This window comes from Enterobacter sp. ECC-175 (assembly GCF_043968675.1).
Taxonomy (GTDB): domain Bacteria; phylum Pseudomonadota; class Gammaproteobacteria; order Enterobacterales; family Enterobacteriaceae; genus Enterobacter.
Genome location: NZ_CP143776.1, coordinates 3010966 through 3030373 on the forward strand (window position 1 = coordinate 3010966; position 19408 = coordinate 3030373).

Annotated in this window: 17 protein-coding genes; 5 read left to right on the forward strand and 12 right to left on the reverse strand. The window is 56.5% G+C overall.

What is annotated here, in order from left to right:
* Positions 1–181: 181 nt before the first annotated feature.
* The 7 genes from hcp to V1599_RS14360 all read right to left on the reverse strand — a co-directional run bounded on the left by hcp (position 182) and on the right by V1599_RS14360 (position 8052).
* Positions 182–673 carry a type VI secretion system effector Hcp gene (gene hcp / locus V1599_RS14330; protein WP_233802084.1) on the reverse strand — a complete coding sequence of 164 codons (492 nt, stop codon included), beginning with the start codon at positions 671–673 and terminating at the stop codon, positions 182–184.
* 1 nt (position 674) lies between these two features.
* Positions 675–2354 carry an OmpA family protein gene (locus V1599_RS14335; RefSeq protein ID WP_395300304.1) on the reverse strand — a complete coding sequence of 560 codons (1680 nt, stop codon included), beginning with the start codon at positions 2352–2354 and terminating at the stop codon, positions 675–677.
* Positions 2354–3043 carry a type VI secretion system protein TssL, short form gene (gene tssL, locus V1599_RS14340; protein ID WP_395300305.1) on the reverse strand — a complete coding sequence of 230 codons (690 nt, stop codon included), beginning with the start codon at positions 3041–3043 and terminating at the stop codon, positions 2354–2356. Before tssL ends, V1599_RS14335 begins: the two co-directional genes overlap by 1 nt.
* The gene (gene tssK, locus V1599_RS14345; RefSeq protein ID WP_112013274.1) at positions 3040–4389 is read right to left on the reverse strand and encodes a type VI secretion system baseplate subunit TssK; all 1350 of its coding nucleotides are present in this window, start codon (positions 4387–4389) and stop codon (positions 3040–3042) included. Before tssK ends, tssL begins: the two co-directional genes overlap by 4 nt.
* Positions 4390–4402: 13 nt before the next feature.
* Positions 4403–5938, reverse strand: a complete 1536-nt coding sequence (gene tssC / locus V1599_RS14350; RefSeq protein ID WP_395300306.1) for a type VI secretion system contractile sheath large subunit — start codon at positions 5936–5938, stop codon at positions 4403–4405.
* A gap of 41 nt (positions 5939–5979) precedes the next feature.
* The gene (gene tssB, locus V1599_RS14355) at positions 5980–6471 is read right to left on the reverse strand and encodes a type VI secretion system contractile sheath small subunit (RefSeq protein WP_395300307.1); all 492 of its coding nucleotides are present in this window, start codon (positions 6469–6471) and stop codon (positions 5980–5982) included.
* 681 nt (positions 6472–7152) lie between these two features.
* A complete protein-coding gene (locus V1599_RS14360) occupies positions 7153–8052 on the reverse strand; it encodes a LysR substrate-binding domain-containing protein (RefSeq protein WP_395300308.1) in 900 nt (299 codons plus the stop codon).
* Between the two features lie 112 nt (positions 8053–8164).
* Here V1599_RS14360 and V1599_RS14365 point away from each other — a divergent pair, with 112 nt between their 5' ends.
* Both V1599_RS14365 and dctP read left to right on the forward strand, forming a co-directional pair.
* Complete coding sequence (locus tag V1599_RS14365) at positions 8165–8776, forward strand: nuclear transport factor 2 family protein (RefSeq protein ID WP_112011719.1); 612 nt, start codon at positions 8165–8167, stop codon at positions 8774–8776.
* Between the two features lie 33 nt (positions 8777–8809).
* The gene (dctP, locus tag V1599_RS14370) at positions 8810–9871 is read left to right on the forward strand and encodes a TRAP transporter substrate-binding protein DctP (RefSeq protein WP_112011718.1); all 1062 of its coding nucleotides are present in this window, start codon (positions 8810–8812) and stop codon (positions 9869–9871) included.
* A 129-nt stretch (positions 9872–10000) separates the two neighbouring features.
* Here the strand turns inward: dctP and V1599_RS14375 are convergent, their stop codons facing one another.
* Positions 10001–11617 (reverse strand): ABC transporter substrate-binding protein, encoded by a 1617-nt coding sequence (locus V1599_RS14375; protein ID WP_112011717.1) that lies wholly within the window; start codon positions 11615–11617, stop codon positions 10001–10003.
* Positions 11618–11800: 183 nt separating this feature from the next.
* Between V1599_RS14375 and mpaA the strand changes: the two genes are divergently transcribed.
* Positions 11801–12514, forward strand: a complete 714-nt coding sequence (gene mpaA / locus V1599_RS14380) for a murein tripeptide amidase MpaA (protein ID WP_112011716.1) — start codon at positions 11801–11803, stop codon at positions 12512–12514.
* On the opposite strand, the gene ycjG is transcribed toward mpaA, so the two are convergent.
* Complete coding sequence (gene ycjG, locus V1599_RS14385; protein WP_395300309.1) at positions 12505–13470, reverse strand: L-Ala-D/L-Glu epimerase; 966 nt, start codon at positions 13468–13470, stop codon at positions 12505–12507. The two genes, mpaA and ycjG, sit on opposite strands and share 10 nt — an antisense overlap.
* Positions 13471–13578: 108 nt before the next feature.
* Here ycjG and tpx point away from each other — a divergent pair, with 108 nt between their 5' ends.
* A complete protein-coding gene (gene tpx / locus V1599_RS14390; protein ID WP_112011714.1) occupies positions 13579–14085 on the forward strand; it encodes a thiol peroxidase in 507 nt (168 codons plus the stop codon).
* Positions 14086–14125: 40 nt separating this feature from the next.
* On the opposite strand, the gene tyrR is transcribed toward tpx, so the two are convergent.
* The 3 genes from tyrR to V1599_RS14405 all read right to left on the reverse strand — a co-directional run bounded on the left by tyrR (position 14126) and on the right by V1599_RS14405 (position 18227).
* Positions 14126–15667, reverse strand: a complete 1542-nt coding sequence (gene tyrR, locus V1599_RS14395) for a transcriptional regulator TyrR (RefSeq protein WP_112011713.1) — start codon at positions 15665–15667, stop codon at positions 14126–14128.
* Between the two features lie 113 nt (positions 15668–15780).
* Positions 15781–16833, reverse strand: coding sequence for a TIGR01620 family protein (locus tag V1599_RS14400; RefSeq protein WP_395300310.1), 1053 nt, complete (start codon positions 16831–16833; stop codon positions 15781–15783).
* Positions 16830–18227 (reverse strand): YcjX family protein, encoded by a 1398-nt coding sequence (locus V1599_RS14405; RefSeq protein ID WP_395300311.1) that lies wholly within the window; start codon positions 18225–18227, stop codon positions 16830–16832. Before V1599_RS14405 ends, V1599_RS14400 begins: the two co-directional genes overlap by 4 nt.
* 156 nt (positions 18228–18383) lie before the next feature.
* Here V1599_RS14405 and V1599_RS14410 point away from each other — a divergent pair, with 156 nt between their 5' ends.
* A complete protein-coding gene (locus V1599_RS14410) occupies positions 18384–19394 on the forward strand; it encodes a LacI family DNA-binding transcriptional regulator (protein ID WP_395300312.1) in 1011 nt (336 codons plus the stop codon).
* Positions 19395–19408: the final 14 nt, after the last annotated feature.

A 19408-nucleotide genomic window follows, 5' to 3' on the forward strand; every position in this document is an offset into this window, starting at 1 on the left:
CGCGGGGCAGGCGCTCAGCAAAAACGGCGGACAGGGTTTCCTGTCCGCAAAGACGATTACCCTAAATCATTCGCGTCGCAGGAAGGCGGCAAGTTCGCGAATCCCCGGGAGCATAGATAACTATGTGACCGGGGTGAGCGAACGCAGCCAACGCACCTGCGGCGCGAAGGATGACGGGTAATTACGCAGTTGTGCGTTCGTTCCAGGAATCGGAATGAATAATGTTGCCGTCTTTATAGGTCCAGGTGATTTTCTCGTAGCGCAGCTCAATCTGCTCCAGATGGTTGTGCTTCTCGAAGGACGGATCCTTGACGTCGTGCATCAGCGGGTTCACCTTCACCACCTTCACGTTTTCCAGCCTGGTGTTGAAGTACTCCACTTCCTGGCCCGCGTCGTTGATTTTGTACCACTTGAATTCAGCCGATTTCAGGGTCTGGCCGGTGGTCACCGCCTTGTACAGGTACGGGCTGGAGGAGTCGATTTCCTTGGTGAACAGGAACGGCGTGTGGATACGCGTGCCGGTCAGCTTGCCGGTGTTGTTGTCGGTCGGGATGTACAGGTTGTGCTCCTGCGCCACCACCTCGATGCTGCCCTCGCGGTCCTTAACGTCCACAGACCCTTTGATGTCCGCGCCGCCGTCGTCCTTGAGCCACAGATAGACTGGAATTGCCATGTTATTTCTCCATTTCTTGAGTTGAAACGTCACGTATATCCTGTGACGCGGTTGTTGCGCCCGGCAGCTGGCAGGCGTTCGCCTGCGGCACCAGGCTGATTTCGACACGGCGGTTCAGCGCCCGGCCTTCGGTCGTGTCGTTGGTTGCGATCGGGCGGCTTTCGCCATAGCCCTGCACCGCGAAACAGCTTTCCGGCACGTCGCCGGTATCGCGCATCCAGTCGCGCACCGATTCCGCGCGCTTGAGCGAAAGCACCTGGTTGGATTTGTCGTCGCCGGTGCTGTCGGTGTGACCGGCTACCACGATGAGCCAGCCGGGCTTCGCCTTGATGCCCACCAGCGAGTTCACCAGCAGCTTCGTGGAACCCGGTTTCAGCGCCCATTTGCCAGTGTCGAACAGTGACATGCTGTCGAGGCGGACGATTTTAGGCACCTGTACAGGTTTAGGTGCCGGAGGTGGAACCCAGGTATCAATGGCCTGCTGCACTGCCAGCCACAGGCGTTGTCCCGGGTAATAGCCCAGTCCGTAACGGACCGGTTCCCCTTGCCGCTGCCAGCGCTCAAGCAGGAGCGCATCCTGTTTCAGTACCGCCAACGATTCGGCTTTAGGACCGTAGTGGTTCATCGGGATCGCGTTCCAGCGCTGTAGATCGGTGCCCACCTGACGGATCAGGTCCCGGTTGTTAAGGGCAGACATACCCAGCGCCACCAGGGCACATAACCACATCAGCAGAACGAGACGGCGGGTACGCTGCCCCCCCTGCACCAGAGAGGCAAAAGGGGTCAGCAGCGGCAGAACAGCATCAGGGAATTGGCTGGCCGGAGCAGGCGAATTGGCCTTCCGGGAAAACCGCAGGCAGGTGCGGGAACAGAGCCAGCCTGACCAGACGGACAGCGTTTCTGGATTAACGGAACCCAGACGTATTGCCACGGCAAAGGCATGAACAGGCGGCGTTAACCGATCGGATTTCTCCAGCTCATCAAGCAGGGTATTACGGATAAATGAAAAAGCCTGACCGAGCACCGGCAGCACCTCGACGTTCTCACCTTCCTGCTGCCAGTCGATGAGCGCCTGCGGTGAGGCATTCTCCGCATAGACTACCGGTTTGTCTCCGCGCACGAGCACCCACGGCGTTTCAGGTCCGGAAAATTCGGCACTCACCACAACCGGTAATGTAAAGCCCGTCAGCGAATGTATCTGTTTAATCTGCTGGCGGAGAGTTTTCAGCGTGGAGCGCAGAACGGCTTCATCCTGATGCAGATCGGGCTGGCAGACGTACATCACCGAGAGCTCGCCGATCTGCCGTGGGAACTGAACCTGAATGCTGCGGACAACGTCGGTTAAGCGAGAGACATCACCCGCTCTCAGCCACCAGCCCTGCGCAGTTTTACGCAGAGGTTGCTCCTGAAATAGCGCATCCAGACGGTCACCGCAGACCAGCACCACCGGCCCCTGATTGTCCAGCAATGGCAGATCAACGCTTTCGGCACTAGCGTCGGATTCAGGATCCCCACGTCGACAGTTTTTTAAAACCGTCCAGCATGCCAGACCCACAAGCAGCAGCGTGCCCAGACCTTTCATCACATTCCCTACCGGAATGAAAGACCAGAGCAACCACAGCAGCGTTGCAACACCCGCAAGCGTGTGCAGGACAACCGAAAAAATGACTGATTTACGCATTAGCCGTGCAGCTCCGGTAATTGCGCCGACAACAGCGCCTGGAGCCACAGATGGCCTCCCCACCAGACCACACCCGTCACGATGATGGCCAGTACAATCCAGAACCAGACGGACCGCATCAGGCTCCAGCGGTGTTTACCCGTCCGATGGACAACCAGGGAGAGACCGGCATCTGGCGGAGAAACGCGCTCAGAAAGGGCTTTGACCACCTCATCCCGCTGCGCCTGGCTGACGGCGTTCAGGCTGTACAACCCCTGAAATCCCAGCGCGATCACCCTGTGATAGCAGGTCAGAACCGCTGTATTAGGCGCTGGCTGGCGCAGTACTTCCGCAATGCGGTCCCAGAGTGCTTCACCCGCCCGAAGTGAGCCAAAAAAGCGGGCCTGGAGCGGTGCCCTGCGCCATGCCATCTGTCCTTCATCGACGGCAGTCTCTTCACCTTCTCCGGTGGTTTCAGATTTACGGCTCATCACCGTCTCGTCCAGCAATGCGCACTGTGCATAAGAGATATGGTCCACGCTGGCATCGTCGTATCCGGCACGCTCCAGCGCTTCACGCACGCTTTCAACCTGCTTTACACATTTATCGTAAAGCGCATTGCCATTGTGGGTGACGGCACCTTTCTTCAGCATGGTGACGGTGAGCCAGGTCTCCGTCATCAACTGGTCAATATCAATTTCCGTTCTCATGAGCGCAGCACCGCAAACAGTTCAAGCTCCAGCGCCCCCAGCAACTCGGGAACGTAGAACATACACACTCCCTGCTCCTGCATTTCATGCGCAGCTGCGCTTTCCATATCAAGTGCGAAGTACTGGTTTTCCATACGTACCGGGAGTGCGGCAGGAACCCTGTTTACCGGGATAAGCGGGATACCCTTAAGTGCAGCGCCATAAATGACATTGACGTCATCAGGGGAGCCTGCCTGACAAAGTGCCGGAAACTTATCGGCGATCTGCCAGGCCGGGACATCTGAACGTACGGAAAGATAAAGGTCGGCCTCTTCACGCAGACGGATATCGTGGAGGTTTGCCTTCCAGGTCTGTCCGTCCGGACGCGACATCTCCAGTGCGATAACGCGAGAGGGCAAGCTTGCTTCCAGCAGTTCAGTCACCAGCTCAAAGAGCGGAGGAAAAGCGCTGGCCGGCTCTGCATGGTCATAGCCCGGAATCGCGTCAAGATCGTGTTCCAGCGAGAAGGTCAGCATGCTACCTGCCAGACGGGCGAGCTCAGCCCATACCTGTTCAGGTGGTCGTGCCGGGAAGCGTTCATATTCCGTCAGGACTCTGGCGTGCGAGTTAAGCGCATTGAGAAGCCAGAACAGAGAGACATCGGCAACCGCAAAGTCGGCGAGCCTTTCATTACTTTCACGACGCATGGTCATCAGCCGCTGGCGTCGGGAGCGCAGCTGGCGATTAAGCAGCACGAGACGTTCACGCAGAACCGGACTGGCGGCAAATGACGCAACAGGAGGAATGAAAGATGGATCCTGACGCCAGGCGTTTTGCCCGTCACGAATGAGTCTTGCTACAGGGCAGACCTTCCAGGCGTCATTATTTTCATGGGCAAACCGGATCGTGCAATTGAAGCGGGCAACCGCTATGGACTCTTCTTCAGAACCAAAGGCATCCTGCACGGTTACCCACTCTTCGCGGTAGCGAAGCGGACGATCGGCCCTTGTCCCTTCTTGTTCCACGTTAATCACGCCGGGCTGCATATGCGGTAGCGCAATAACTACCGTTACAGTATCAAGACCCGCCAGTTGAGCAGGATCCAGCTCACGAGGAGCAGGCGGTAAATCGCTTTGTTGAGCATCAATCAGCGTACCGTCATCCAGCCACAGACGTAACTGTGAAATCTGGATCAGGCCCGATGAAAGAAGGCTGTCGTTAAACGCGATCTTTTCCACTCCCCATGGGAAAGGAGAAACCAGCGCCGAAACGCCGGCACTGCGAAAAGACTCCCACTCAGTCTGCTGCTGGAACTGCTGAGGGGACAGCAATGCCCCCTCGTTCCACAGTGGACGATAAATTTTCATCCCTGCTCCCGCCTTACGCTTTCGCTTTCGGCATCTGGCTGACCAGAGACAGATTCACGTCCATCCCTTCCACCTGGAAGTGCGGCACCGCGTACAGACGCACGCGGAAGAAGCCCGGGTTGTCCTCGATGTCTTCCACCACCACCTTCGCGTCGCGCAGCGGGTGTGACGCCTGCAGCTCGTCGCCCGGATCGGTCATTTCCGTCACCAGCCCTTTCACCCAGGTGTTCAGCTCCAGCTCCAGCAGGCGACGGTCTTTCGTCGTACCGATGTTTTCGCGCTGGATCAGCTTCAGGTAGTGCGCAATGCGCGACAGCAGGAAGATGTACGGCAGGCGCGCGTTGATGCGGCTGTTGGCGGTCGCGTCCGCGGTGTCGTACAGGGCCGGCTTCTGGGTGGAGTTCGCCGAGAAGAAGCACGCGTAGTCGCGGTTCTTGTAGTAGGAGAGCGGAATGAAGCCCAGGTTGGCGAACTCGAACTCGCGGGTTTCCGGGATCATCACCTCGGACGGGATTTTCACCTGGTTGCCGGTGCCGAGGTCATACAGGTGGATCGGCAGGTCTTTCACCGCGCCGCCCGCCTGCGGACCGCGAATCTGCACGCACCAGCCGTTGTTGATGAAGCTCTTCACCATGTTGGAGGCGAAGGCGAACGACGCGCTGGTCCACAGGTACTTCTCGTGATCCGGGCCCTTCACCTGCTCAACGTAGTTGAAGCTGCGCACCGGCACGGTGTCCGGACCGTACGGCAGGCGGCCCAGCACGCGCGGCATCACCAGCCCGATGTAGCGGGAGTCGTCGGTGTCGCGGAAGGATTTCCACTTGATGTATTCCGCGCGGTCGAAGTAGTTGCCGATATCCTTAATTGCGGCCACCTCTTCCATCGAATCCTTCAGGAAGAATTTCGGGCCCACGGAGCCGATAAACGGCATGTGCGCAGCGGCAGAGACTTTGGAGATGTTGCGCAGCAGCGCGATGTCCTGCGGGCTGGCGTCGAATTCGTAGGAGGAGATGACCGAACCAATCGGCTCGCCGCCCGGGGTGTCATACTCGGCGGTGTAGGTGTGCCAGTACAGGCCGCTTTGAATCAGTTCAGGCGCATCTTCGAAGTCCTGACGCAGGTCGTCTTTGGAGACGTCCAGGATTTCGGTTTTCACGTTCTGGCGGTAGTCGGTGTTGTCCACCAGCTGCTTCAGGCCGCGCCACAGGGATTCCACCTTCTGGAACTCGTTGTGGTGCATCACCGCGTCGAGCTGGCGGCTGATCTGGAAGTCCAGCTCGGCGATGTGGTGGTCAATCAGCGTTTTGTCGAGTTTTTCCACCTGCTGTCCGGACTTGCGGATGCAGTCCATGAAGACCTGCATCGCGGCGGTCAGGCGTTCGCCCGCCGGGGCTTCGGACAGCGCCGCATCGTCCAGAAACGCGTTGATATCGCCCAGGCTTGACGCCGGAGCAAGATTAATTTTTTCAAAAAGAGACGCGTAAACGCCCTCTTTCTCAAGAACCGTGGTTTGCCCCTGTGCCGGGCTTGTTTCAGTATTAACAGACATCAGCATTCTCTCGTGTAATCCATTAAAAAAACGTGCGCGCCTTATTTCGGGGCAAGCGCGCTCATCTCATCGCGTAATTCCTGGGACAGCGCCGGATCTTTAAGAATTTTCTCGAGCTCTTTTCTGAAAGTGGCGTTATCCAGCAGATTGGATTTGAGGTCGCGTAATAAATTACGCATGGCCAGCATGGCGCGCAGCTGAGGGATCTGGCGTGCAACCTGCTCTGGCTCGAAGTCTTTCATATCTGAGAAGCGTAATTTCACGCTCTCTTCCGAGCCGTCGCCCGCCAGCGTATTCTTGACGGTAAGATTTACTTCCGGGCTGAATTCTGAAAGTACGCTGTTAAAGTTATTTTTGTTGACGTTTATTTTTTCTCTTTCAGATAACGGACGGGACTCTTTGCCATTACTGAAATCACCAACGGTTAATAGCTTCAGAGGTAATTCAACTTTCTTTTGCGCACCTCCGGTATGCAGGCTTAACTTTAAATTAATACGTGCCTTAGGCACTTCGTTCTGGAACGTATTGGCCATAGCGATCCCTTTCCCTGAAGAATGAATGGTTGAGTGGATGGACGTTTCTTTACGAAAGCATGGTAGAACAAAATACCGCACAGCATCAATACTCCAGATACAGACGCTGGAATAAGATAATGCTCAATGACTTTCCTCTAAATTATAATAATGGGAAATGTCGACAAGACTCTATACAGCCGAACCATTCTTTCTTTTTTGAAAAGATAAAGAAATGCCTCCCCTCTAATTAATAATCATCTTAATTATAGTAACACCTAACTAATTCATTGATGCAAATCAAATTTAAGCGGCGCGGATATTATAAGTGAGATGAATATTAATATTAGCAATTGACTTATTTTGTTACACATTCAGATGATGTAAATACTGAATGCAGACCCATCAAAAACACATTAAACTACCGGAGTATGTTATATGATATATCAAAAGGAATCTGAACGGCAGTCGTGATTTAATTATTTAAGCTCCCGGTCAATTAAATAAGAGAGCTTTTCATATCTCCGTAACTGACAATTGCTTTAATTATTCATGTCAAAAATCAGGACAGAAGAGTGGTGCTTTCTGCTGTGGCGGGAGATGCTAAGAAGGAGAAACTGGCGCGGCAAAATGCGCCAGCTCTGGATTTAGCCGTGGTTACCTTGCGTTAACAGGAAACCAAACAAGTATGGCTTGCTGTGCTTACACTCTATGTTCTGGCCGTGCATTTTCACGCGCGATGGTCAGGAAAGCCTGTACAGCGCCGCTATTCTCTATCATTCGGCTGATCAGCATCAGATTAGCCGACAGTTCCGGAGCATCCAACGGACGGTACACCAACCCCGGAATAGAAATATTCAGCAGCGGCTCTGGAACCAGCGCCAGCCCTTGTCCTGCGGCCGCCAGGGTGAGGACGCTCAGGGTGCTGGAGGTACGATGCGCAGTCTGGGGGGCGCGGCCCAGTAGCGTGGTGAGCGCCGTGTAAAGCCGATCATCCGCGCTGTGACTATCGTAAAAAACAATCGGCTCATCCGCCAACATATCCACCGTCAGATAAGGACGTTCGGCCAGCGGATGATTGTCGGCGATTGCCACCAGACGTTTCCAGACACCGACCGTTTCAGACAACAGTCCCGGCGCGTGAAGGAGGCTGTGATCGGGTGTATAACCAATATCGAGCTGCCCGGAGAGGATAGCCTCCGCCTGCAACAGCGGTGCGACTTCACGCGCCACCAGTTCAGCATCAGGATAGGCTTTGCGAAACGCTCGCATATCTTTTGTTAATTTTCCGCTGAACACGGCATTACCAGCAAAACCAACGCGCACCCGACCGCTCTCGCCGCGTATCGAGCGCTGTACCGTCAGTCGGGCGTTTTCAGCCTGATCCAGGGTGCGCTGCGCCTCTACCTGCAACAACCGCCCTGCTTCTGTCAGCTCTACTTTCCGGCTGGTGCGCATAAATAGTGGACCGCCCAGTTCCTCTTCCAGCGCTTTGATTTGCATACTGAGCGCAGGCGGTACAATATTTAACCGCTCAGCGGCGCGCCCAAAATGGCCCTCCTCCGCGACGGCGAGAAAATAGCGCAGGTGACGCAGCTCCATATACTACCCTCATCATTCATTTAAACTGAATAATTGGTCAGTTTGATCTACTGGATTTTATCTATAATCGCGATCAAACTGAAGTCCCTCCTTCATCAAGAGCTGACACGCTATGCATACTTATCTGGACGATCGTCAACAAATTACCGACCTGCTTACAGGATGGATCCACCGCGATCTGGGCGAGTGGGAACAGCTTCGCGATCTGTTCCACCCGGATGGCACTATTGAAATCACCTGGTTTGAAGGTCTGGCCAGTGATTTTGTCGACGGCTCAATGCGCATGGGCGCATCAGACGCTCGGACAAAACATCTGATCGGTACGCCGGTCGTGACCTTCAATGCCGACGCCACCAGGGCGATTGTAGAAACTAACGCGATGATCGTCGCTGAAAATGTGAAGCTGAATATCGGCTGCACCACCCACAACCGCTTTTATGACATGGCAGAAAAACGCAACGGTGTCTGGAAACTGTTTCACCGCCAGAGTATTTACGATATGGGCAGCTTCACCTTCCCGCTCGGCATCGTCGATATTGATCAAGAAACGGTGGCGAAGTATCCGCGCGAATACGCCGCGCTGGCTTATCTGCTGGATAAAAGCGGCTTCCCGGTAAACCGCGTTTTCGCGACTCGCGGCAGCGACCTTGAAAAGCAAATGAAGGAAGCAGGTCAGCGCTGGCTGGCGGATAGAGAGAAGATCTCTCATGGCAACGCCGAATAACGCTTTAATCTTTCACCAACGCGAAGGACACGCATGAAAACTGGATATTCACATAAAACGCTGATGGCCCTTTTACTTACCATATCGCTACTGCCCGCTGCTGCATCAGCTACCGAAATTCTCGCTTACAGCGATCATGAGCCGCTGGGCGGTATGCGTACCCGTTTCATTAACGACGTATTTTTCCCGGCAATTGAAAAAGAGTCGCAGGGTCGCCTGAAGATCGACGCACACTGGGGCGGCGAGCTTAACACCAGCTATGAGGCGTTAGGCAAGGTCAGCATGGGCGATGTTGATATGGCAACCGTTGTGCCGGAGTACAACGCCGAACGGTTACCGCTGCATCAGATCTTCAAAAGCTTTCCTGTCGGCCCAGCGGGTGCACAACAGGTTGCATTCTTCCGCCACGTATACGCTGACATTCCCGCCTTGCCGGCAGAGCTGAAGAAAAATAATGTGGTGAGCGTTTTTATGGAAACCGGCTACCCGCTGGCCTTTTTCAGCAGAAAAGCGATGCCGGATCTGGGCGAGATTAAGGGCGGCACATGGCGCGCTGCCAGCTTCTGGCACCGGGATTTTCTGCAAAATGCTGGCGCGACGCCGGTAACCATGCCCTGGGGCGATCCAACCTATAACGCGCTGAAAACCGGCGCGATTGACGGCATGATGCTGAACGTTGACAGCGGTTACGATCTGAAAGCGTATCAGTACGCGCCAAACGTGCTGATCTCAAGAGATCTGTGGCTAGGACACCTCTACATTCTGGCAATGAACAAAAATACCTGGGACAGGTTATCCCCGGAAGACCAGGCGGCGATCCAGCGCGCAGCGCAAACTGCGTATCAGTCTTTAGGCCCAGTGATGGACCACAGCTTTGATACCCAGATAGATGATTTACGTAAAGCCGGGGCAACAGTGCGCATCTTGAAACCGCAAGAAGTTGCGCAATGGCAAACCACCACCCGCTACCGGGCCGCACAGGCTAAGTGGGTAAAAGAACAGGAAGCGAAAGGCGTGAATGAGGCAGTAACGGTGATGAAGCAGGTTAACGCCATTATGGATGAGGCCATGCAGCAAAACGCACACCACGACTGATAAGCCGTCTGTAGATGAGTTTTTGGAACTTGATGTCCAGTGTTAAGTAGGTCCTGCCTGGATACGGTTTTCCGCACATTTGGCATTAGCGATGGTTGCCTGACATCATCAGGCAACCGGTACTGATGATTAGTGCTTCTCAATATACATCGTTCGGCTGTACGCCACGTCTTCCGGGTTGTTGATCGGATAGCCTTTCACCCACGGTTTGATCAGCCGGCCATTAGTGTATTGATAGATAGGCGCAATCGGTGCTTTCTCCAACAGGATTTTCTCAGCCATGTTGTAGTCCGCGTTGCGCGCTTTCGCCGTGGTTTCAAGCGACGCCTGATTGATTACTTTGTCGTAGGCCGGGTCGTTGAAGCGTGAAATGTTGCCGCTGTGGGTAGAGGTGAGCAGCGACAGGAACGTCGACGGCTCGTTGTAGTCTCCTACCCAGGAGGCGCGGATCACGTCGAAGTTGCCGGTGTTGCGGCTGTCAATGTAGGTTTTCCACTCCTGGTTCTGCAGCTTAACGTCTACGCCAAGATTTTTCTTCCACATCGACGCCACGGCGATAGCAATCTTTTGGTGGTTTTCCGAGGTGTTATAAAGCAGGGTCAGCTTCAGCGGACGCTGCGGACCATAGCCTGCCGCCTGCAGCAGCGTTTTGGCCTGCGCGTTCAGCTCCTGCTGTGACATCTGCTCAAACGGTGAGGTTTCCGGCGTGAAGCCGGCCGTCACGTCAGGCGTGAAGTGCCATGCCGGTTTCTCCCCCGTGCCTAACACCTTGTCCGCCATAATCCGGCGATCGATAGTCATACTCAGCGCCAGACGCACGCGCGCGTCCGCCGTGGGCCCTTTCTGCGTATTGAAAGCATAGTAGTAAGTTCCAAGCTGCGGCGGAGTATAGACCTGCCCCGGAATGTCTTTCAGCAGCTTTTGATACATGTTTTTCGGGAATGATTCGGTGATATCAATGTCACCCGCCAGATAGCGTTTGGTGGCCGATGATTCCTGATTGATTGGGATAAACGTGACCTTTTTGAGCACCGTCTTCGCGTTATCCCAATAGTGCGCGTTCGGCACTACCACCAGCTTCTCATTAACCACGCGATCTTTGAGCACGTACGCGCCGTTCCCCACCAGCGCCCCCGGGCGGGTCCACTCTTTGCCGCTTTCGACATTGGCCTTTTGCACCGGATAGAAAGCGAAGTTGGCCGTCAGGTTGCTGAACCACGGCAGCGGTTTATCCAGCTCAACGCGCAGGGTTTTGGCGTCCACGGCCGTTACGCCGAGCGTATTCGGCGCGGCCTTGCCGTCGATAATCGCCTGCGCGTTGTTAATGCCCGCCAGGGCGGCAAACCAGGCAAACGGCGAGGTCGTTTTCGGGTCAACCAGACGCTGCCAGCTGTATACGAAATCCTGCGCCGTCACCGGCGTGCCATCGGACCATTTCGCGTTATCGCGCAGCGTAAACGTCCAGATGCGGTTATCGTTGCTTTGCCAGCGCGTCGCCACGCCCGGCGTGATTTCCCCTTTTTCGTTCTGATTGACCAGCCCTTCAAAGAGGTCGCGGATCACCTGAATTTCCGGCAGGCCAACGGCTTTCGCCGGATCCAGCGAGGCCGGTTCATCTTTGATATGGCGAACCAGCTCCTGCTTTTGCGCCAGCACCGTTCCCTTTGGCACATCGGCAGCATAAGAGAGTGAAGAGAGTCCGCACAGCCACAGCGCAGAACAGAGTAGCGAAACAGGATGCTTCATGAGATCCCCTTTTAAAAAGTCAGCAAACGAACGGATGCGTAATTATTTGTTTCGACACGGAGAAATGCAAATGACTTGCGCCGGAAAGTTGATATCTGACATCTTCTGCGGACGCTGAAACCATTTGATTAACCGCCAGTTTTGCACAACACTGCCAGAAGTGATTCTACATTGGGATTTGCTATGACACTCACCCGACCAAGAACGGAGCGCGGCGCGTTCCCGCCGGGCACTGAACATTATGGCCGCTCGTTTTTAGGCGCTCCGCTGATCTGGTTCCCTGCCCCGGATGCCGATCGCAGCAGCGGCTTAATCATTGCGGGCACGCACGGTGATGAAAATTCCTCCATCGTCACCCTTTCCTGTGCGCTTCGCACGCTGGCGCCAAACCTGCGACGCCATCACGTCATTCTGACCGTCAACCCGGACGGCTGCCAGCTTGGCCTGCGCGCGAACGCGCGCGGCGTTGACCTGAACCGCAATTTCCCCGCGGCCAACTGGCGCGCCGGGGAGACGGTTTACCGATGGAACAGCTCGGCTGAAGCGCGGGACGTTGTGCTGCTGACCGGCGATACGCCTGGCTCCGAGCCCGAAACGCAGGCGCTGTGCCAGCTCATCCATAAGATCCACCCGGCCTGGGTAGTCTCTTTCCACGATCCGCTGGCCTGCATTGAAGATCCTCGCCATACCGCCCTCGGCCAGTGGCTCGCCGATGCCTTCGCCCTGCCGCTCGTCACCAGCGTGGGGTACGAAACGCCGGGCTCTTTTGGCAGCTGGTGCGCTGACCTGGGCCTGCACTGCATTACCGCAGAGTTCCCGCCCATTTCGTCCGACGAGGCGAGCGAAAAATACCTTAAAGCGATGGTCGAGCTGCTGCGCTGGCAGCCTCAGGGGTGAAGTTCGCCGGTGGTGAAATTGAGGGCTGGCGAGACGTCCACCGCCAGCCACGTCGGGCCATCGAGATCGGCAAATCGCACCTTATTGACCAGCGGCAGCGCCGCGCCGATCGCCCGCGATGTACACAGCATACAGCCCAGCATCAGGCTAAAGCCCTGTGCCTGCGCCGTCGCGGCCAGAGCAAGCGCCTCCGTCAGGCCGCCGGTTTTATCAAGCTTAATGTTCACCATGTCATAGCGGCCTTTGAGCTTTGCGAGGCTGTCGCGGGTGTGGCAGCTTTCGTCGGCGCATATTGGCAGCGGATGAATAAAGTTCTCCAGCGCGGCGTCTTCCTCAGCGGGTAACGGCTGCTCCAGCATCGCGACGCCGAGATCGGCCAGCAGCTGGCAGCGCGCCGCCAGCCCTTCGGCATGCCAGGACTCATTGGCATCCACAATCAGCGTTGCCGTTGGCACCGCCGAACGAATCGCGACCATGCGCTCGCTGATTAGGCGGTCGTCAAGCTTGACCTTTAATAGCGTAGCGCCGGTCTCCACCAGCGCCCGCGCGCTTGCCGCCATCTGCTCAGGCTCGCCAATCACGACCGTTTGCGCGGTGACGATGGATTCCGGCAGCGTCGCGCCCAGCAGCGCTGACAGGGATTGCTGCTGTTTTGCCGCCTCGAGGCTCCACAGCGCGCAGTCGATGGCGTTTCGCGCGGCGCCCCCCGGCAGTTCAGACTGCAGCGCCTCTCGCGAGAGCCCCGTCTGCAGCGCGGGCACCAGCGTCATAATCTGGGCCATCACCGAGGCGAGGCTCTCACCGTAGCGGGGATAAGGCGTACATTCCCCCACGCCCTTCACGCCGTCTTCTTCTATCTCAACCACCACGACGCAGGCCTCGCTGCGGCTGCCGCGGGAGATCACAAACGGGGAATGTAACGGCCATGCTTCTTCATAGACCTTAACGCTTCTCATCACTGACTCCTTGCGGCCCGGTAAGGCGATAAAAATTGGTTTGCCGTGTTATCCGCTGTTGGCATACACTAGCCCCGACGTTAACTATATGTAAACAGGAAGATATCTATGTCACAACTCGTTCATTTCCAGGGCAACCCGGTTGCTGTTGCAGGTTCCATTCCGAAGGCTGGCAGCAAAGCGCAGGCTTTTACTCTGGTGGCTAAAGATCTGTCTGACGTCACGCTGTCTCAGTTTGCAGGCAAACGCAAAGTTCTGAACATTTTCCCAAGCATTGATACCGGCGTGTGCGCCGCATCCGTGCGTAAATTTAACCAGCTGGCGACCGAAATGGACAACACCGTGGTGCTGTGCATTTCCGCCGACCTGCCGTTCGCACAGTCTCGCTTCTGCGGCGCGGAAGGCCTGAGCAACGTCATTACCCTGTCTACCCTGCGCAGCCCGGATTTTCTCGATAACTACGGCGTTGGCATTTCTGACGGTGCCCTGAAAGGCCTGGCTGCCCGTGCGGTTCTGGTTCTTGATGAAAACGACACCGTTCTCTTCAGCGAGCTGGTGAATGAAATCACCACCGAGCCGGATTACGCTGCCGCTCTGGACGTGCTGAAAGCGTAATCTCACGCGTAAAAAAAGCCTCTTTCACAGAGGCTTTTTTTTATTCATCACTTTTTTTCTGATTCAGCCCATATTCGCGCAGCTTGTTCGCAATCGCGGTGTGCGACACGCCAAGACGCTTGGCCAGCTTGCGGGTGCTCGGGTAGCTACGGTAAAGCTGCGTCAGCACCGAACGTTCGAAGCGGCTGGTGATATCGTCCAGCGACCCTTCCATCGCCTCCTCGCCTACCGACACCGTTCCGGCATCGTAATCCGGCAGCAAAATATCCTGCGGCCGCAGCTCGTAGCCTTCGAGCTGAGTGAGCGCCCGATAAACGGCGTTTTTCAGCTGGCGAATGTTGCCCGGCCAGCCGTAGCGCGTGAGCACCGTGCCCAGGTCGGCGGAGAGCTTAGGCCGCGGCACGCCCTGTTCGTCCGCGAAGCGCGCCACGAACAGCTCCGTCAGCGGCATGATGTCCTGCGGGCAATCGCGCAAAGGCGGAATATTCAGCGTCAGAACGTTAAGGCGATAATAGAGATCCTCGCGAAACGCCCCTTTTTGCACCAGCTCGACCAGATTTTTTTGAGTAGCGCAAATCACCCGAACGTCGACGTGCACTTCATGATCTTCCCCCACGCGGCGGAAGGTGCCGTCGTTCAGGAAGCGCAGCAGCTTAGCCTGCATGCGCGGCGACATTTCCCCGATCTCGTCCAGCAGCACCGAGCCGCCGTTCGCCTGCTCGAAGAAGCCTTTTTTCCCCTCCGGCGCGTGGCCGAACAGCTCGCTTTCAACGGCATCTTCCGGAATTGACGCGCAGTTAAGCGCCAGGTAAGGTTTTGCCGCCCGCGGGCTGGCAAGATGCACCGCGTGTGCCAGCAGGTCTTTGCCGGTTCCGGTGTCCCCGGTGATCAGCAGCGGTGCCGTCAGGTTCGCCAGCTTCCTCGCCTGATCGACCACGTGGCGCATTTTAGGGCTTACCGCAATAATCTGGCTAAATGCCCCCACGTCCTGGCTGGAAAGATTTTGCAGCTGGCGGCCCATGCGCACCGTGGAGCGCAGCATAATCACGGCGCCTGTCAGCACGCGATCGTCATTTTCCCCTTTCAGGTAGACCGGCGTAATTTCCATCAGGAAGTTCTGCCCGTTAATCACCACGTGCTCGCTGTGCGTGTTCTGCGGGTTGCTGTCCAGCCAGCGCTGGAAGTTAAAGCCGGGGATAAGCTGGGTGGCGTGGTGATGGCTGAGCTTCTCCTGATTTTGCGCGAAAAGCTGGCAGCTGGCGAGGTTAACGCGCTCAACTTTGCTTTTCAGATCCAGCGACAGGAAAGGCTCCGGCATCGCTTCCAGCAGCGCGCTGAGCGCCAGATGCTCGCGCTCGGACGGCATCCAGGGAATGGTGCGCACATCCGTAACGCCAGCGATACGGCGGATTTCCGCCATCAGGCTGCTGAAGGTGTTAAATTCAATTTCGGCAAAATTGAGGTAAATTCGCCCGACGGGGTCGATCTCAATGCCACGTAAATCAATGCTACGTAAAACAAGCAGATCGAGTAACTCGCGGGTCAGACCGAGTCGGTCTTCACAAAAGACTTCCAGACGCATGGGAAATTCACCGTTTAAGCCATTAACGCTAAAATAATATGTCAGATCGCGGCGATCGGGAAGGTGGCTGTCAAGAATTATTGACAGCCAGCACGAATAGTAAACAAACGAGGTCAGGACGTCGGCTTTTTGTTGAGAGTTTCCTTAAGCTGGCCGATCAGTTCGCGGCGAAAATCACCCAGGCGCGGTTTGTCGCCATCGATCCACGGCAGCGGACGGCAGACTTCCATCGCTTTAATGCCGAGGCGCGCGGTCAACAGGCCGGCGCCAATCCCCTGCGCGGCGCGCGCCGACAGCCTGGCGGCTAAATCCTGCGACATCCAGTCCATGCCCACTTCCCGCACCAGCTCGCTGGCACCGGCAAACGCAATGTTCAGCAGCACCAGCTTGAACAGGCGCAGTCGGCTATAGTAGCCCAGCTCGATGCCGTAGAGGTTAGCGATGCGGTTAATCAGGCGCAGGTTGCGCCAGGCAATAAACGCCATGTCGACCAGCGCGAGCGGGCTGACGGCGATCATCAGCGTTGACTCTGCGGCAGAGCGGCTAATCTCGCGACGCGCCTGCGCGTCCAGCACCGGCTGGACCATATGCGCATATAGCGTGACCACTTCCCGATCGTTTTGCGTTTCGTGGATCGCCGCATACCAGCGCTGGAGCGCCGGATGGGACTGATCGATTCCGGCCTGCCTCGTCAGCGCTTCGCAGAACGCGCGCCCTTTACCGGTGCCGTGGCTGTGCAGCAAATCGCGCGCCTCATCGCGCTCGTGCGCGCGCTGGCGCAGCCGCCACAGCCGACGCCACTCGGTGGCAACCGACCCAACCCCGGCACCGACGATAAGCGCCCCTGCCGCGCAGCCTCCCAGCGCAACCCAGTCCTGGGTTTGCCAGGCGTTGACCGCCCACTGCACGCCCTGCCCAACCACGCTCGCGCCGAACAGTACCAGCCCGGCCGTCACCATTTTGCGCCACAGGCTGCGCTTAGGCCGCAGCGCGGCCTCAACCACCGCTTCGGCCTGCCCCTCTTCAACCAGCGGCTCTTCCGTCAGCGCGGGGGCAAAATTCTCCGCCTGGGTGCCGCTGAACGTCTGGGGCGTTTTAAATACCGTCTGCTGCTCCTGCTCGAGCGGCCCGGTGAAATCAATGCGCGGTTTTAACGGTTCCGTCATCGCAATTTATCTCCAATCAAAAACTCCAGCGCCGCGTCCAGCCGAATATGCGGTAGCGGCTGGTCAACGCTCATCGCCTGCGGGCGAAAGGCCTCAAACTGAAAGCCCTGGCTTTGCCAGAAGGCCTGACCCGGCAGGCGCGCGGGGACTTCCCCCGGATAAACCGTCAGCGGCTCGCCGTCGCTGAGGCGGTTGCCGCGCAGCGCCGGAATTTTCTCGCCGTTAAGATCGATTAGCCCGCTCTGGGTTGCCTGGACCGACGCCAACCCCAGGCAATCCATGCCGATCCCTTCGAACGCCGCGTTTTGCCACGCGTCCTGCACCAGCTGCTGGAGCAGAGAGACCATGTTGGCGTGCTGATCGACCGTGACGTGGTCCGCCTTGGTCGCGGCAAACAGCAGCTTGTCGATCACCGGGGAAAACAGGCGGCGGAACAGCGTGCGCTGTCCGTAGTGGAAGCTTTGCATCAGCTGGGTGAGCGCCAGACGCATATCGTTAAACGCCTGCGGCCCGCTGTTTAGCGGCTGCAGGCAGTCCACCAGCACGATCTGGCGGTCGAAGCGTAAAAAGTGGTTTTTGTAGAAGCCCTTCACCACCTTTTCACAATAATAATTGTACCGCTCGCGCAGCATGCCGGCGTTGGTGTGCTTCTCCGCCTGGGCCAGCGTTGACTCCCCGATGCCGTCTACGTCAGGCCACGGGAAAAACTGCAGCGCGGGCGCACCTGCCAGATCGCCGGGCAGCACGAAGCGGCCGGGCTGGATGAAGTGCAGCCCCTCCTGCTTACACTGATGGAGATACGCCGTCCAGGCCTCAGCGATGCGCGCCAGTCGGTTTTCATCGGCGGGCGCAAGCGGGTCTACGCCCTCGCAGAGCTGTCGCCACCGGGCGGACCATTCCGCGCGCTGCCCCTGAAGTAAGCCGGTCATTTGCCGCGACCAGCTCAGGTAGTCCTGCGCCAGCATGGGCAGGTCAAGCAGCCACTCGCCGGGGTAATCGACAATTTCCAGATAGAGCGTTGAAGTATCCTTGAAGTGGCGCATCAGCGACTCGTTAGACCGAAAGCGCAGCGCCAGGCGGATTTCACTCACGCCGCGCGTTGGGGTCGGCCAGGTGGGCGGATCGCCGTACAGCTGTGCCAGCCCTTCATCGTAGGTGAAGCGGGGAATGCCAAAATCACGCTGGGGCACGCGCTTCACGCCCAGCAGGCGCTCTTCGCGCACGGCGCTCAGCAGCGGCAGGCGCGCCCCCGCATGCAGGTTCAGCAGCTGGTTAACCATCGCGGTGATAAAGGCCGTCTTGCCGCTGCGGCTGAGCCCGGTCACCGCCAGACGCAAATGACGATCCACGCCGCGGTTGACCAGAGAGTTAAGTTCGTTTTTAAGTCGCTTCATCGCCGTCCTTCATCGCGGGGAGCCTGGAATGACACGTTTCAGAATACAATAAATTGGGGCAGACCGTTGATTATCAATTCATAATTATTGCTATTGTCATTTTTTCTCCAGTAAGATGGCCTATAAATAGCTGTCGGTCCGGAGCGAGTAAGGTGTATGTCACCCACCATTTATGATATTGCGCGTGTTGCTGGTGTTTCGAAATCAACCGTGTCCAGAGTGCTGAATAAACAAACGAATATATCCCCTGAAGCGCGCGAAAAAGTGCTAAAGGCCATTGATGAATTAAATTATCAGCCCAACAAACTTGCCCGCGCGCTGACGACCTCCGGCTTTGATGCCATTATGGTCATTTCTACCCGTTCAACAAAAACCACTGCCGGAAATCCCTTTTTCTCTGATGTGCTTCATGCCATTACCGCAAAAGCGGAGCAGGAAGGCTTTGACGTTATATTACAAACGTCGAAAAGCAGTGAAGACGATCTGCTCAAATGCGAAAGTAAAATAAAGCAAAAGATGATCAAAGGGATCATTATGCTGAGCTCGCCGGCAAATGAATCCTTTTTTTCCCGTCTGGATGCTTACGGCGTGCCGGTGGTAGTGATTGGTAAACTTGAAGGTGATTATAAAAATATTTATTCCGTCGATACCGATAATTTCAGCGACAGCTTCACGCTAACGGAAACGTTTATTCAGCGCGGACACCGGAAAATAGCCTGCCTCCACGCGCCGCTCGATTATCATGTTTCCATCGACCGTCTGGCCGGTTATAAAGCCGGACTGGAAAAGCATAATATCGATATTAACCCAGAGTGGGTTATAGACGGTGGCTATACGCATGAAAGTGCCCTTTCTGCCGCCTGCGATTTGCTCTCATCCGCTAATCCGCCAGATGCCGTCTTTGCCACTGACAGCATGAAGCTGTTAAGCCTCTATCGTGCGGCAGACGAATTAAACCTGATGATTCCGGAACAGCTTGCGGTTGCCGGATACGGCGATCCGATGCTGACGCTGATCCTCACGCCCGCGCCCGCCGGGTTTGAGATCCCCATACGCAGGCTCGGTGAAGAGAGCTGCGATATTCTTTTCAAGCGGATATCAGGGAGCCCGGTGCCGCAGAAAGTGCTGATTGATACCCACTTTTCATTTTCGCCATCGCTGCGCTAAACGCCGGGGGCTGC

Bases quoted from the DNA above. Each gene is read 5' to 3' on its own strand.
- ycjG (WP_395300309.1), bottom strand. From the start codon at position 13,470: ATGAGAAGCGTTAAGGTCTATGAAGAAGCATGGCCGTTACATTCCCCG.
- V1599_RS14410 (WP_395300312.1), top strand. From the start codon at position 18,384: ATGTCACCCACCATTTATGATATTGCGCGTGTTGCTGGTGTTTCGAAA.
- mpaA (WP_112011716.1), top strand. From the start codon at position 11,801: ATGACACTCACCCGACCAAGAACGGAGCGCGGCGCGTTCCCGCCGGGC.
- dctP (WP_112011718.1), top strand. From the start codon at position 8,810: ATGAAAACTGGATATTCACATAAAACGCTGATGGCCCTTTTACTTACC.
- tssC (WP_395300306.1), bottom strand. From the start codon at position 5,938: ATGTCTGTTAATACTGAAACAAGCCCGGCACAGGGGCAAACCACGGTT.
- tpx (WP_112011714.1), top strand. From the start codon at position 13,579: ATGTCACAACTCGTTCATTTCCAGGGCAACCCGGTTGCTGTTGCAGGT.
- V1599_RS14375 (WP_112011717.1), bottom strand. From the start codon at position 11,617: ATGAAGCATCCTGTTTCGCTACTCTGTTCTGCGCTGTGGCTGTGCGGA.
- V1599_RS14360 (WP_395300308.1), bottom strand. From the start codon at position 8,052: ATGGAGCTGCGTCACCTGCGCTATTTTCTCGCCGTCGCGGAGGAGGGC.
- V1599_RS14335 (WP_395300304.1), bottom strand. From the start codon at position 2,354: ATGCGTAAATCAGTCATTTTTTCGGTTGTCCTGCACACGCTTGCGGGT.
- hcp (WP_233802084.1), bottom strand. From the start codon at position 673: ATGGCAATTCCAGTCTATCTGTGGCTCAAGGACGACGGCGGCGCGGAC.
- tssK (WP_112013274.1), bottom strand. From the start codon at position 4,389: ATGAAAATTTATCGTCCACTGTGGAACGAGGGGGCATTGCTGTCCCCT.
- V1599_RS14365 (WP_112011719.1), top strand. From the start codon at position 8,165: ATGCATACTTATCTGGACGATCGTCAACAAATTACCGACCTGCTTACA.
- V1599_RS14400 (WP_395300310.1), bottom strand. From the start codon at position 16,833: ATGACGGAACCGTTAAAACCGCGCATTGATTTCACCGGGCCGCTCGAG.
- tssL (WP_395300305.1), bottom strand. From the start codon at position 3,043: ATGAGAACGGAAATTGATATTGACCAGTTGATGACGGAGACCTGGCTC.
- tyrR (WP_112011713.1), bottom strand. From the start codon at position 15,667: ATGCGTCTGGAAGTCTTTTGTGAAGACCGACTCGGTCTGACCCGCGAG.
- V1599_RS14405 (WP_395300311.1), bottom strand. From the start codon at position 18,227: ATGAAGCGACTTAAAAACGAACTTAACTCTCTGGTCAACCGCGGCGTG.
- tssB (WP_395300307.1), bottom strand. From the start codon at position 6,471: ATGGCCAATACGTTCCAGAACGAAGTGCCTAAGGCACGTATTAATTTA.